The sequence below is a fragment of the Sphingomonas sp. genome, from assembly GCF_025353885.1.
Lineage (GTDB): Bacteria > Pseudomonadota > Alphaproteobacteria > Sphingomonadales > Sphingomonadaceae > Sphingomonas_O.
In genome coordinates, this window is sequence record NZ_JANXNX010000114.1 from 18489 (window position 1) to 31398 (window position 12910).

At 60.0% G+C, this 12910-nt stretch carries 12 protein-coding genes; 8 read left to right on the forward strand and 4 right to left on the reverse strand.

Annotation, left to right across the window (positions count from 1 at the left end; translation table 11 throughout):
* Positions 1–3 precede the first annotated feature (3 nt).
* Positions 4–672: a dienelactone hydrolase family protein gene (locus tag Q0R02_RS13010; RefSeq protein WP_293884146.1), complete on the reverse strand. Its 669-nt coding sequence runs from the start codon at positions 670–672 to the stop codon at positions 4–6.
* Positions 673–810: 138 nt separating this feature from the next.
* Between Q0R02_RS13010 and Q0R02_RS13015 the strand changes: the two genes are divergently transcribed.
* The 7 genes from Q0R02_RS13015 to Q0R02_RS13045 all read left to right on the forward strand — a co-directional run bounded on the left by Q0R02_RS13015 (position 811) and on the right by Q0R02_RS13045 (position 8238).
* On the forward strand, positions 811–1365 hold the full coding sequence (locus Q0R02_RS13015) for a F0F1 ATP synthase subunit delta (RefSeq protein WP_293884147.1): 555 nt from the start codon (positions 811–813) through the stop codon (positions 1363–1365).
* An 8-nt stretch (positions 1366–1373) separates the two neighbouring features.
* Positions 1374–2903, forward strand: coding sequence for a F0F1 ATP synthase subunit alpha (gene atpA, locus Q0R02_RS13020; protein WP_293884149.1), 1530 nt, complete (start codon positions 1374–1376; stop codon positions 2901–2903).
* Positions 2904–3788 (forward strand): F0F1 ATP synthase subunit gamma, encoded by an 885-nt coding sequence (locus tag Q0R02_RS13025; protein WP_293884151.1) that lies wholly within the window; start codon positions 2904–2906, stop codon positions 3786–3788.
* A gap of 26 nt (positions 3789–3814) precedes the next feature.
* Entirely contained in the window at positions 3815–5347 is a 1533-nt protein-coding gene (gene atpD / locus Q0R02_RS13030) for a F0F1 ATP synthase subunit beta (protein WP_293884153.1), read from the forward strand.
* Positions 5348–5614: an ATP synthase F1 subunit epsilon gene (locus tag Q0R02_RS13035; protein WP_293884154.1), complete on the forward strand. Its 267-nt coding sequence runs from the start codon at positions 5348–5350 to the stop codon at positions 5612–5614. It abuts the gene before it with no gap.
* 234 nt (positions 5615–5848) lie between these two features.
* The gene (locus tag Q0R02_RS13040; RefSeq protein WP_293884156.1) at positions 5849–7357 is read left to right on the forward strand and encodes a CpaF family protein; all 1509 of its coding nucleotides are present in this window, start codon (positions 5849–5851) and stop codon (positions 7355–7357) included.
* Positions 7358–7416: 59 nt separating this feature from the next.
* Entirely contained in the window at positions 7417–8238 is an 822-nt protein-coding gene (locus tag Q0R02_RS13045; RefSeq protein WP_293884158.1) for a methyltransferase, read from the forward strand.
* Positions 8239–8244: 6 nt separating this feature from the next.
* Here Q0R02_RS13045 and phaR read toward each other — a convergent pair whose 3' ends face one another.
* Entirely contained in the window at positions 8245–8811 is a 567-nt protein-coding gene (gene phaR, locus Q0R02_RS13050; protein WP_293884160.1) for a polyhydroxyalkanoate synthesis repressor PhaR, read from the reverse strand.
* A gap of 179 nt (positions 8812–8990) precedes the next feature.
* On the opposite strand from phaR, the gene Q0R02_RS13055 reads away from it, so the two are divergent.
* A complete protein-coding gene (locus Q0R02_RS13055; RefSeq protein ID WP_293884214.1) occupies positions 8991–10169 on the forward strand; it encodes an acetyl-CoA C-acetyltransferase in 1179 nt (392 codons plus the stop codon).
* A gap of 4 nt (positions 10170–10173) precedes the next feature.
* Here the strand turns inward: Q0R02_RS13055 and alr are convergent, their stop codons facing one another.
* Together alr and Q0R02_RS13065 are read right to left on the reverse strand one after the other, a co-directional pair.
* Positions 10174–11211, reverse strand: coding sequence for an alanine racemase (gene alr, locus Q0R02_RS13060; RefSeq protein ID WP_293884162.1), 1038 nt, complete (start codon positions 11209–11211; stop codon positions 10174–10176).
* Positions 11212–11238: 27 nt separating this feature from the next.
* Positions 11239–12843 carry an MFS transporter gene (locus Q0R02_RS13065; RefSeq protein WP_293884164.1) on the reverse strand — a complete coding sequence of 535 codons (1605 nt, stop codon included), beginning with the start codon at positions 12841–12843 and terminating at the stop codon, positions 11239–11241.
* Between the last annotated feature and the right edge of the window lie 67 nt (positions 12844–12910).

The following is a 12910-nucleotide window of genomic DNA, read 5'->3' on the forward strand; positions in this document are numbered from 1 at the left end:
ACCTCAGCCACCATTCTGGCGGAACAAAGCCAACGTCCGTTCGCGCGCCAGTTCCGCGCTCGGTTCGTGGAAATCCTTGCGACGGTCTGAATTGAAACCGTGCCCGGCTTCATACACATAAACCGTTACATCGGGCTGCGCTTCCTCGACGGCGTCGACGTCAGCGATCGAAATGCCCGTGTCGAACCGTCCGAAATGCAGGATCGTCGGGCATCGGGGATGCTCGGTCGGGAAGTTCTTGATCAGACTGCCATAATAACCCGAAGCCGCCGCGAGCCCCTCAATCCGGCACGCCGCCAGAAACGCAATCGAACCCCCGTAGCAATAGCCGGTTATAAAGACCGGCCCCTTGTCCTTCAGCGCATCGACGCAGGTTTTCGTATCGGCCATCGACAGGTCGAACGGGTGGAGCTCGCGGGCAAGCTGGACGGCGCGGGCCAAGCCTTCGCCATCGTAACTTGCCTCGAACCCAGGATGCTCGCGGTCGAACAAAGCGGGTGACAGGACTTCATAGCCATCGGCGGCATAGTGGTCACACAATTCGCGAATATGTTCGCTGACGCCGAAAATTTCCTGGATCAGGACCAGCCCCCCGCGCCGCTCTCGCAATGGCAGCGCGCGGTACACATCGACCTGCGCTCCGTCAGACATCGTCATCTTTTCAAAAGCCATTTCACTCTCCGGTTTCGCCAAACCTTTGCCCGCTGTCTTGCGTCGCAGCAAGAGCGATGCTAGGCGCGCGCCGTCGGCTATCGGGAGCTTTGCCGCACCCAACCAGCCAAAATTAAACCACTTAGGGGACTGCCACGCGTGGAGAATTCCGGCGCCATTCAAGCTAGCCTAGCAGGGCGCTATGCCAGCGCACTGTTCGGACTCGCGCGCGAAGCCAAGAGCATCGAGGCGGTCGAAGCCAGCCTTTCGACGCTCGATTCGGCCTTCGCCCAGTCAGACGACCTGCGTCGTCTGATATCGAGCCCGCTGGTGTCGCGTGAGGGTGCGACGGCAGCGATCAAAGCCGTTGCGCAGGAACTTGGGCTCGACCCGCTGACGACCAACTTCCTCGGCGTCCTTGCAACCAACCGTCGCCTGAACAAGGCAGCGTCGGTCATCACGGCATTTCGCGAACTGGCGGCCAACTTTCGCGGTGAAGCCACTGCCGACGTGACCACGGCACATCCGCTCGACGATTCGCAGGTCACCGCTTTGAAAGCCAAGTTGAAGGCCCGGATCGGCCGCGATGTGGCCGTAACACTGAAGACCGACCCGGCTATTCTGGGGGGGCTGATCGTGAAGATCGGCAGCCAGATGATCGACGGTTCGATCCGCACACGACTGAACACCCTCGCGCACGCGATGAAAGGCTGATTACGACAATGGATATCCGCGCCGCAGAAATCTCACGGGTCATCAAGGACCAGATTTCATCCTTTGGCACCGAAGCCGAAGTCTCCGAAACCGGACAGGTTCTGTCCGTCGGCGATGGTATCGCCCGCATCCACGGCCTCGACAATGTCCAGGCCGGTGAAATGGTCGCCTTTGCCAACGGCGTTCAGGGCATGGCGCTTAACCTGGAGGCCGATAACGTCGGCGTCGTGATTTTCGGCTCCGATGCCGAGATCAAAGAAGGTGACGTCGTCAAGCGCACCGGCACGATCGTGGACGTTCCCGTCGGCAAGGGGCTGCTCGGCCGCGTCGTCGATGGCCTCGGCAATCCGATCGACGGCAAGGGTCCGATCGTTTTTGAAAAGCGCAGCCGCGTCGAAGTCAAGGCGCCCGGCATCATCCCGCGCAAGTCGGTCCATGAACCAGTGCAGACCGGCCTGAAGGCGCTCGACGCGCTCGTTCCCGTTGGCCGTGGTCAGCGCGAACTGATCATCGGCGATCGTCAGACCGGCAAGACCGCCGTCGCGATCGACACTTTCATCAACCAAAAGGACGGCCATAAGGGCGACGATGATTCGCAGAAGCTGTTCTGCATCTATGTCGCCATCGGCCAGAAGCGTTCGACGGTCGCACAGATCGTCCGCGCGCTGGAAGAGAATGGCGCGATGGAATATACCATCGTCGTTGCCGCGACCGCTTCGGAACCGGCCCCTCTCCAGTTCCTGGCACCCTATACCGGCTGCGCGATGGGCGAATATTTCCGCGACAACGGCATGCACGCGCTGATCGTTTATGACGATCTTTCCAAGCAGGCGGTTGCGTATCGCCAGATGTCGCTCTTGCTGCGTCGTCCTCCGGGCCGCGAAGCCTATCCCGGCGACGTCTTCTACCTGCACAGCCGCTTGCTGGAGCGTGCTGCAAAGCTGAACGATGCCAACGGCAATGGTTCGCTGACGGCGCTGCCGATCATCGAGACGCAGGCGGGCGACGTTTCCGCTTATATTCCGACCAACGTGATTTCGATCACCGATGGTCAGATTTTCCTTGAAACCGATCTGTTCTTCCAGGGCATCCGTCCTGCGATCAACGTGGGTCTGTCGGTTTCGCGCGTTGGTTCGGCGGCGCAGACCAAGGCGATGAAAAAGGTCTCCGGATCGATCAAGCTGGAACTGGCGCAGTATCGCGAAATGGCGGCATTTGCCCAGTTCGGTTCCGATCTCGATGCCTCGACGCAGAAACTGCTTAACCGTGGTGCGCGCCTGACCGAATTGCTCAAGCAAAAGCAGTTTGCGCCAATGCCGTTCGAAGAGCAGACCGCGTCGATCTTCGCTGGCGTCAACGGCTATCTCGACACCATCCCGGTCAACGCAGTGACCCGTTTCGAGGAAGCTATGATTTCGGACCTGCGCGCCAATCATTCGGGTGTGCTGAAAACGATCCGCGATACCAAGGATCTTGGCGACGAAGCGAAGAACGGCCTGAAAACCGCTCTCGATGCGTTCGCAAAGACGTTTGCATAAATGGCGAGCCTCAAAGCCCTGAAAATGCGGATCGGCTCGGTGAAATCGACCCAGAAGATCACAAAGGCGATGAAGATGGTCGCCGCTGCCAAACTGCGCCGTGCGCAGGAAGCAGCGGTTGCCGGTCGTCCCTATGCCGAGCGGCTCGAAGCCGTCATGGCTTCGCTCGCGTCCAAGGTTACGGTCAGCGCATCGTCACCGAAACTGCTCGCGGGCACCGGCAAGGATCAGGTTCACCTGATCGTCGTCGCGACGTCCGAACGCGGCCTGGCGGGTGCGTTCAACACGAACATCGTCCGTGCCGCGCGCAAGAAGGGCGAAGAGCTGGAGGCCGCGGGCAAGACCGTGCGTTACTATCTGGCTGGTAAAAAAGGTCGTGTGCTGAAGCGCTTCCTGCCGACCCAGATCGCGCATGATCAGGAAATGGGTCACATTAAATATGTTGCCTTCTCCGATGCTCAGGTCGTCGCCGAAGATCTGATCGCCCGCTACGAAGCCGGTGAATTCGATATTGCGCATCTCTTTTTTGCAAAGTTCCAGTCGGCGCTTGTGCAGTTTCCGACCGGCATCCAGATTATTCCGGTGCCACTCGCTGCTGCAACGACCGAGCCCGTGGCCCCTGCTGGCGCTGCGGCGGTCGAATATGAACCCGATGAAGAAGGCCTGCTCGCCGAGCTACTGCCGCGCAACATCGCGATCCAGATTTTTCGCGCGCTGCTTGAAAATGCGGCATCGGAACAGGGCAGCCGCATGACCGCAATGGACAATGCGACGCGCAACGCCGGCGACATGATCAACCGGCTGACAGTGCTGTATAATAGAACTCGTCAGGCTGCGATCACGACTGAACTAATTGAAATTATTGCTGGCGCTGAAGCGCTCTAAACCGAACCGAAGGCAAGGACTTAAAGATGGCAACCGCAGCCCCAACCGCAGACAAGGCCCCTCGCAAGCCGCGCGTGGTAAAGACGCCCGTAACCGATGCAGTCGACACCGCGCCGGTCCAGACGTCGAACAACATCGGCCGCATCTCTCAGATCATTGGCGCCGTCGTCGACGTGACGTTCGAGGATCAGCTTCCTGCCATTCTCTCGGCACTCGAAACCGACAATAACGGGGTCCGCGTCGTTCTTGAGGTCGCACAGCATCTCGGCGAGAACACCGTTCGCACCATCGCGATGGAAGCGACCGAGGGTCTTACTCGTGGCCAGCGCGTCACCGACACCGGTTCGCAGATCCGGATGCCGGTCGGTCCCATGACTTTGGGCCGCATCATGAACGTCATCGGCGAGCCCATCGATGAACGTGGCCCCATCGGCGCGACGATCACCGCCCCCATCCACGCGCTTGCTCCGCTGTTCGTGGATCAGTCGACCGAGAGCAGCATCCTCGTCACCGGTATCAAGGTTATCGATCTGCTCGCGCCCTATGCGCGTGGTGGTAAGATCGGCCTGTTCGGCGGCGCTGGCGTCGGCAAGACGGTGCTTATTCAGGAATTGATCAACAATATCGCAAAGGGCCACGGCGGCGTGTCGGTGTTCGCGGGCGTCGGTGAGCGGACCCGCGAGGGTAACGATCTGTATCACGAGTTCCTCGACGCGGGTGTTATCGCCAAGGATGCCGACGGCAACCCGACGCCAGAGGGTTCGAAGGTTGCGCTGGTGTTCGGCCAGATGAACGAGCCACCGGGAGCACGCGCCCGCGTCGCCCTGTCGGGCCTGACCATCGCCGAGTATTTCCGCGATCAGGAGGGACAGGACGTCCTGTTCTTCGTCGACAACATCTTCCGCTTTACGCAGGCCGGTTCGGAAGTGTCCGCACTGCTGGGTCGTATCCCTTCGGCGGTGGGTTATCAGCCGACGCTCTCGACCGACATGGGTGCCCTGCAGGAGCGGATCACGTCGACCAACAAGGGTTCGATCACTTCGGTTCAGGCGATCTACGTTCCTGCCGACGATCTTACCGATCCAGCCCCGGCGACATCGTTCGCGCATTTGGATGCAACGACCACGCTTAACCGCGCGATTTCGGAACTGGGTATTTATCCAGCGGTCGATCCGCTCGATTCGACGTCGCGCGTCCTGACGCCTGCCGTCGTTGGTCAGGAGCATTATGATACCGCCCGCGCCGTTCAGGAAACACTGCAGAAGTATAAGTCGCTGCAGGATATTATCGCCATTCTGGGCATGGACGAGCTTTCGGAAGACGATCGGCTGACCGTCAGCCGTGCCCGCAAGATCCAGAAATTCCTCAGCCAGCCGTTCCACGTGGCAGAGGTTTTCACCGGCATCAGCGGCAAGTTCGTGCAGGTCGAGGATACTGTGAAGTCGTTCAAGGCCGTCGTCGAAGGCGAGTATGATCACCTTCCAGAGGCTGCGTTCTATATGGTCGGCGGCATCGACGAAGCCGTTGCCAAGGCCAAGAAGCTGGCGGACGAAGCCTAAATGGCTGACATCCACTTTGAACTGGTAACCCCGGAACGCGCGGTGCTGAGCGCGGACGCACACATGATTGTCATTCCGGGTAGCGAAGGCGACATGGGCATTCTGCACGGCCACGCGCCGGTGATGACCACGATCCGCGATGGCGAGATTCGGATTTATTCGAACCCGACGACCATCAGCCAGCGCATCACTGTCGCGGGAGGGTTTGCCGAAGTAAGCGCATCTGGGCTTACGGTGCTTGCCGAACAGGCGACGTTGCTGGGCTGACAATTGCTGAAAAGCCTTCGTTTTCGTCATCAGACCCTTCTTCTGCGGTCATTCTGAAACCGTTTCAGGATGACGGGTGTTGTGGACAATTCTCCCTCAGCGCATTGACGGATGCCGTCCCACCGTGTCGTCCGTCCTGAAAACACGGTGCGCATTAGGACATTCTAAAAGTTTCCGGTTTATTCACCCTGATTGGCCATCACTTCTTTGGCACTCGGCTGTTCAGGGTATTATATGAGCGCTTTCGGACGACGCGGTGGGGTAAACGGGACGACGGGTAATAATCGCCCGGCTTTCGGAGTTGCACGACCCATGCAGGGATCGGGCGGCGCACCCGAGGGCGGCGCACAATTCCCGCCGATCGAGGGAGCGCCTGAGCTCGATGAAAAACCACGCTCGACCGATCGCAACGGCGATGCAATGTCGCGCCTCAACGATCGCCAGACCGACGAAGCCGAAGTCGCACCGAAAGCCGAAGGCTTTGAAGCCAGCGTCCACAAGATCAAGGAACAGGTGCTGCCGCGCCTGCTAGAGCGCATCGATCCCGAAGCCGCGGCCACCCTTAACAAGGAGGAACTGGCCGAGGAATTTCGTCCGATCATCGGCGAAGTTCTTGCCGAGCTGAAATACACCCTGAACCGCCGCGAACAGTTTGCGCTGGAAAAGGTCTTGGTTGATGAATTGCTCGGTCTCGGACCGCTGGAGGAATTACTTAACGATCCGCTGATCACCGACATCATGGTGAACGGCCCGAACCAGACCTATATCGAGAAAAAGGGCAAGCTGGTGATCGCCCCGATCCAGTTTCGTGACGAGGAACATCTGTTCCAGATTGCGCAGCGGATTTGCAACTCGGTCGGTCGCCGCGTCGACCAGACGACGCCGCTCGCCGATGCGCGTCTTGCCGATGGTTCGCGCGTCAACGTTATCGTGCCCCCGCTGTCGCTGCGCGGCACCGCCATCTCTATCCGTAAGTTTTCCGCCAAGCCGATCACGCTCGACATGATGGCCAAGGGTGGTTCGATGTCCGACAAGATGTCGACCGCGCTCAAGATTGCCGGAGCCTGTCGCTTCAACATCGTCATTTCGGGCGGCACCGGCTCGGGCAAGACGACAATGCTCAACGCCCTGTCAAAGATGATCGACCCCGGCGAGCGTGTGCTGACGATCGAGGATGCCGCCGAACTTCGCCTGCAACAGCCGCACTGGCTTCCGCTCGAAACACGCCCCGCCAACCTGGAAGGGCAAGGCGCGATCACCATTCGCGATCTTGTCATCAACGCGCTGCGTATGCGTCCGGATCGCATTATCCTCGGCGAAATTCGTGGTCAGGAATGTTTCGACATGCTGGCGGCGATGAACACCGGCCATGACGGGTCGATGTGTACGCTCCACAGCAACTCGCCGCGCGAAGCTATCGCGCGTATGGAAAACATGGTGATGATGGGCGACATCAAGATGCCCAAGGAAGCCATTTCGCGCCAGATTGCCGATTCTGTGGACCTGATCATTCAGGTAAAGCGTCTCCGCGACGGTTCACGCCGCGTCACCGACGTGACCGAGGTCATCGGCATGGAAGGCCCTGTCATCGTGACACAACAGCTATTCAAATTCGAATATCTGGACGAAGATGCTGACGGCAAGATCATCGGCGAATATCGTTCGATGGGTCTGCGCCCCTACACGCTTGAAAAGGCCAAGCAATACGGCTTCGACCAACCTTATCTGGAAGCCTGCCTGTAAGGTTGCGCCATTTTCAGGGTTAGCTAGAATGTCCCGGTCATTTCAGCCGAGGATGTTTCATGCGCCAATACCCGTTCGTGATTGCCGCCATTGCCGTCGTCGGCATTTCTGCCCCTCTTGCGGTGCAGGCCAGACCCGCAGTCCTGGCGGCCCGCACGGCGATTGATGCAGCAGTTGCAGCACCGTCGCGGACGCCCGCTAACCGAGCGCGCGATTCTTATCGCCACCCTGCTGAAACGCTCGCGTTTTTTGGGATCAAGCCCGGTGATAAGATCGTCGAGCTGTTTCCATCAGGGGGCTGGTATACCGAAGTGCTCGCGCCCTTTGTCAATGCAGGCAACGGTTCGCTGATCGTCGCTGGACCTGCTGGAAAGGCCGATGCCGCCATCGCCACGAAGCTGGCAACCAACCTGCCGGTTTATGGCAAAGTGACCCGGGCGCGTTTTCCGTCCACCGCCACCGAGCCGGGGATTGTGGCAAATTCGGTTGATGCCGTTTTGACATTCCGTAACATTCACAATCTGACCATGAGCAAGGAAGACATCAGCGCAAGTGCCTTCCGGCAAATGTTCGCGATGCTGAAGCCCGGCGGCGTATTGGGTATCGAGGAACATCGTCTGCCTGAAAACATGGACAGCACGCGCGAAAAAACCAGCGGCTATTTGAAGGTTTCCACCGTCAAGGCGCTTGCTGCAAAAGCCGGGTTTCAGTTTGCGGGATCGAGTGAGGTAAACGCAAACCCGCGCGACACGCATGATTACCCCAAGGGTGTCTGGACCCTTCCCCCCAATTATGCCGAGGGTGACGCCGATCGTGCGCGCTATGCAGCGATTGGCGAAAGCGACCGTATGACACTCAAGTTTGTCAAACCCAGGAAGTAATCCCGCTCAGGCGTTCTTGGCCTGCAACAACGCCAGTTGGGCCTTGAGCGCAGTAATCTCATCGTCCTTCGACGGGGCGTCAGTCGGCTCGCCTGCAGCTTCGGCAGTGTCGATGCCCGGCTTGAACGCGCTTGCTGCAGCCTCGAACATCGCCATGTTCCGCTTGGTCAGTTCGGCGAACGGCCCCGCCGTGAACGCACCTTTCAGCGCGTCGTGGAACTGCGTCTGATTGCGGCGAAAGGCCACCATCGAAGCTTCGAGATATTGCGGAACCAGCGACTGCATCGAATCACCGTACATCGAGATCAACTGACGCAGGAAACTGGACGGCAGCATGGTTTCACCACGGCTTTCCTCATCCATGATTATCTGGGTCAGTACGCTATGTGTGATATCCTCATCGCTTTTGGCATCGAGCACCTTGAACTCCCGGCCCTCGCGCGTCAGTTTCGCCAGGTGTTCCAGCGTGATGTAACTAGAGCTTTCGGTGTTGTAGAGCCGCCGGTTGGCATATTTCTTGATGATCACCGCCGCAGGTTCGCCGTCGGCGTTCAGTTCGATTTTCTTTGCCATCGCGAGATCCTCCCAAATTATCAAATCAGCTTAGCACCTTACCATGACGCGCTGCAACATCCTGTGAATACGACTCACGCAGCGCCACGCGGGAAGGCGCCTTGGCATTTTCCGTGAAACCATTGTTGGCATCACGAATGCGAACCTTGTAAATGAGGCGCGTAACCAAGGAGTTCAGTTTGACCGACATCGTCATCACAGCAGCCCGTCGTACGCCAGTGGGAAGCTTCATGGGCAGCTTTGCAGCGGTTCCCGCGCACGAACTGGGCCGCGCTGCCATCGTCGCTGCACTGCAATCTGCGGGCGTGGCGCCAGAGGAAGTTTCGGACGTTATCCTCGGCCAAGTGCTGACAGCGGCGCAGGGGCAAAACCCTGCGCGCCAGGCTTCGATAGCAGCGGGCATCCCGAAGGAAGTGACCGCGCTCGGCATCAATCAGGTCTGCGGGTCGGGCCTGCGCGCCGTGGCAATGGCAGCACAGTCGATCATGGCGGGGGACGCCGCTATCGTTGTCGCGGGCGGGCAGGAAAGCATGTCGATGTCGGCCCACGCCCAGGCTTTGCGCGCGGGTACCAAAATGGGCGCGGTGGAATTGATCGACACGATGATCAAGGATGGACTGACAGACGTCTTCAACAATTATCACATGGGCATCACAGCCGAGAACGTTGCAACGGAATATCAGATCACACGCGAAATGCAGGACGCGTTTGCGGTCAGGTCGCAGAACAATGCCGAGGCCGCCCGCGCCGCCGGCCGTTTTGTTGATGAGATTGCCGCCGTCACGGTCAAGGGACGGAAGGGCGACACCATTGTCGACCGCGACGAATATATCCGCGACGGCGTGACGCGGGAAAGCCTGGCAGGCCTGCGCCCAGCCTTCATAAAGGATGGCACGGTCACCGCGGCAAACGCCAGCGGGTTGAACGATGGTGCCGCCGCACTCGTCCTGATGTCAGCGGCAGAGGCTGCACGACGCGGCGCTCCCGTGCTGGCACGAATTGCAGGATGGGCGACTGCGGGCGTCGATCCATCAGTCATGGGCATAGGTCCGGTGCCCGCTACGCGCCGCGCGCTTGAAAAGGCGGGGTGGAGCATCGCCGATCTCGATCTGATCGAGGCCAACGAAGCATTTGCCGCGCAAGCCCTCGCTGTCGGCCAGCAACTTGGGTTCGACCCCGATAAGGTCAACGTGAACGGCGGAGCGATCGCGATCGGCCACCCGATCGGCGCGAGCGGGGCGCGGGTGCTGACGACCCTGCTCCACGAAATGATCCGCCGCGATGTCAAAAAGGGGTTGGCAACGCTGTGCATCGGTGGCGGCATGGGGATCGCCATGGCGGTCGAGCGCCAGGCCTGAAGGGTCAGGACTGGCGCCAGATCCTGTCGAAACGCCTGCCAAGGACTGTCAGCAATTCATATTGCGACAGGCCCGAGGCGCGGGCCGCAGTCGGCAGGTCGTAGTCGATTGCCACCCAGTCGCCTTCGTGAAGGTCCGGCTGGGCATCGACTGCAATTGCCAGAAGGTCCATCGAAACCCGACCGGCCACGGGGAAGCGCCCCTCCCCGCATGAACCGCTGTCACCAAAGCTGCGCAGGTAACCGTCGGCATATCCGATGTTGAGGATCGCGATTTCGGTGTCCTGCGTGGCAACGAAGGTCGCGCCGTAGCCGACCGAATCACCGCGCGCGACCCGCCGACGCTGGACGATCTGGGCCTGCGGAAACGCAACTTGCACGATATGGCCGCGCGCTTCGGGCCGGGGCTCCCCTCCATAAAGGGCCAGCCCGGGGCGCGTCAGTCCGAGGCAGTTTTGCGGTCCAAGCAAAATGCCCGCCGAATTGGCTATGCTCATGCGCCGTGCGGAAGTCTTGCCGGCCAGGGTGACAAAGTCTTGCAACTGGCGATCGTTCAGCGGGCTGTCTTCGTCCGCGCAGGCGAAGTGGCTCATCAGCGTGTCGATTGTCAGATCCGCCAGCCGTCCATCGGCGACGTGCTGCACCGACAGGCCCAGGCGATTCATGCCGGTGTCGATCATCACGTCGCACGGGCGGCCGGTCGCTTGCCAGCGATTTACCTGTTGGACGGTGTTCAGCACCGGCCGGGCCTCCAATACGCGGGCCAGCGCCATGTCTTCATCACGCACGCCGTGGAGCACCGACAGTGTAGTGCCTTCTGGCAAAGGTCCCAACTCCTCGGCCTCGGCCCAGGTCGCAACGAAGAAATCTCGGCATCCGGCGTTGGCCAGTCGTCGCACCACTTCGACTGCGCCCAGGCCATAGCCATCGGCCTTGACCGCCGCACCACACGCGGCGGGGCCGCTTTGCCCGGCAAGCCAGCGCCAGTTCGCAACGAGCGCATCGCCATCAAGTAAAAGGCGTAATGGACGAAAAGCAGTCATCGGGAACCCGTGATCGACGGACGCACTTCAGTCCAGTTTTTTTCCCGAGGTCTCCGGTAATCCAAACAACAGCACGATGAAGGCCATTGCCACCACGATGATCGTGTACCAGATTCCGGCAAACGGATCACCGGTCCGCGCCACCACATATTGGCTGATGAACGGCAGGAAGCCGCCGAAATATCCGGTGCCGATATGGTAGGGGATGGACAGGGACGTATAGCGGGTGCGCGCGGGGAACAGTTCGACCAGATAGGCGGCGACCGGGCCGAACGTCATGCCCGACAGAAAGCCGATGATCGTGACGCAAAGAACCAGCAACGCGGCATTGCGCAGCGGCGGAACCGTCTTGTCGAGCGGATACCCCTTTGCCTTCAGCGCCGCTTCGAGCAAAACGGGATCAGAGACATCGACAACGGTGCCCCCGATAGTAACGCCGGGGGCAGCCCCCGCGGCGCCCTTGATCTTGGTATAGGCGACACCCTTTTTCGATAGCGCATCGAGCAGCTTGCCGCACGCCGTCGACTGACCTTTGGTCGCGAAGGGATCGTAGCGGCAGTCGCTGCCGGACACGACGACGGGAGATCGCGCCATTGCCGCACTAAGGCCGGGGTTGGCGAGGCTGGCCATCCAGTGAAACAGTGGGAACATCAGGACGATAGTCAGGGCATACCCCGTCAGGATGATCTTCTTGCGACCGATCCTGTCGGACAGCCAGCCGAACAGCACAAACCAAACAAGGCTGAAACACGCTGCAATTCCGATGACGATTCGCGCCGCGGTATCGTCCATTCGCAACGCATTCTGTAGGAAGTACAGCGCCTGGAACTGGGCAGTGTACCAGACCACGGTCAGGCCGGCGGCAACACCGATCATTGCCGCCAGCACACGCCGGACCTTCGGCCCGCTATCGAAAGCCTCGCGCAGGGGGTTCTTCGACGTGGCTCCGGCGGCCTTCATTGCCGCGAACACCGGGCTTTCGTTCAGCTTCAAGCGTATCCACAACGATATCGCCAGCAGCAGGAAAGAGAAGAGGAAAGGGATGCGCCAGCCCCAGGATTCCCATTGGACGGGATCGACAAAAGCACCCGAGGCGAGCACGACCATCAAACTGAGGAGGAACCCCCCGATCACGCTTGCCTGAATAAAGCTGGTGTAGAAACCACGGCGGTTGGCAGGCGCATGTTCGGCAACATAGATCGCGGCTCCACCATATTCTCCGCCGAGCGCCAACCCTTGCAGCAGTCGCATTCCGACCAGCAGGATTGGCGCGACGATGCCGGCCTGAGCATAAGTTGGCAGAAATCCAATCGCGCCGGTGGCAAGGCCCATCAGGGTGATCGTAATAAGGAACGTGTATTTCCGGCCCAGCCGATCACCGAGTATCCCAAAGACGACCGCACCGACCGGACGAACGCCGAAGCCGGCCCCGAATGTCGCCAGGGCAAGAAGGAAGCCCGCGCCGGGTGATGCGCCTGGGAAGAACAGTCGACCGATCAGCGCCGCAAGCGTGCCATAGACGAAGAAGTCATACCATTCGAACACCGTGCCAAGTGACGATGCGACGATGACCAAGCGGTCGCACTTGATGTCGATCGTCGGCGTGGTTCCGACCGTCTGCGTGTCGGCCATTGCCGCTCTCCCGTATATTCTCCGTTATGTCATAGGGGCAGGCCCACAGGGAGCAAGCGTCTCTCAG

What these genes read in the sequence shown, in the direction of transcription:
- Q0R02_RS13010 (WP_293884146.1), bottom strand. Translation starts at nt 672, where the DNA reads ATGGCTTTTGAAAAGATGACGATGTCTGACGGAGCGCAGGTCGATGTG.
- phaR (WP_293884160.1), bottom strand. Translation starts at nt 8,811, where the DNA reads ATGGCAAAGAAAATCGAACTGAACGCCGACGGCGAACCTGCGGCGGTG.
- atpA (WP_293884149.1), top strand. Translation starts at nt 1,374, where the DNA reads ATGGATATCCGCGCCGCAGAAATCTCACGGGTCATCAAGGACCAGATT.
- Q0R02_RS13035 (WP_293884154.1), top strand. Translation starts at nt 5,348, where the DNA reads ATGGCTGACATCCACTTTGAACTGGTAACCCCGGAACGCGCGGTGCTG.
- Q0R02_RS13040 (WP_293884156.1), top strand. Translation starts at nt 5,849, where the DNA reads ATGAGCGCTTTCGGACGACGCGGTGGGGTAAACGGGACGACGGGTAAT.
- alr (WP_293884162.1), bottom strand. Translation starts at nt 11,211, where the DNA reads ATGACTGCTTTTCGTCCATTACGCCTTTTACTTGATGGCGATGCGCTC.
- Q0R02_RS13025 (WP_293884151.1), top strand. Translation starts at nt 2,904, where the DNA reads ATGGCGAGCCTCAAAGCCCTGAAAATGCGGATCGGCTCGGTGAAATCG.
- atpD (WP_293884153.1), top strand. Translation starts at nt 3,815, where the DNA reads ATGGCAACCGCAGCCCCAACCGCAGACAAGGCCCCTCGCAAGCCGCGC.
- Q0R02_RS13045 (WP_293884158.1), top strand. Translation starts at nt 7,417, where the DNA reads ATGCGCCAATACCCGTTCGTGATTGCCGCCATTGCCGTCGTCGGCATT.
- Q0R02_RS13065 (WP_293884164.1), bottom strand. Translation starts at nt 12,843, where the DNA reads ATGGCCGACACGCAGACGGTCGGAACCACGCCGACGATCGACATCAAG.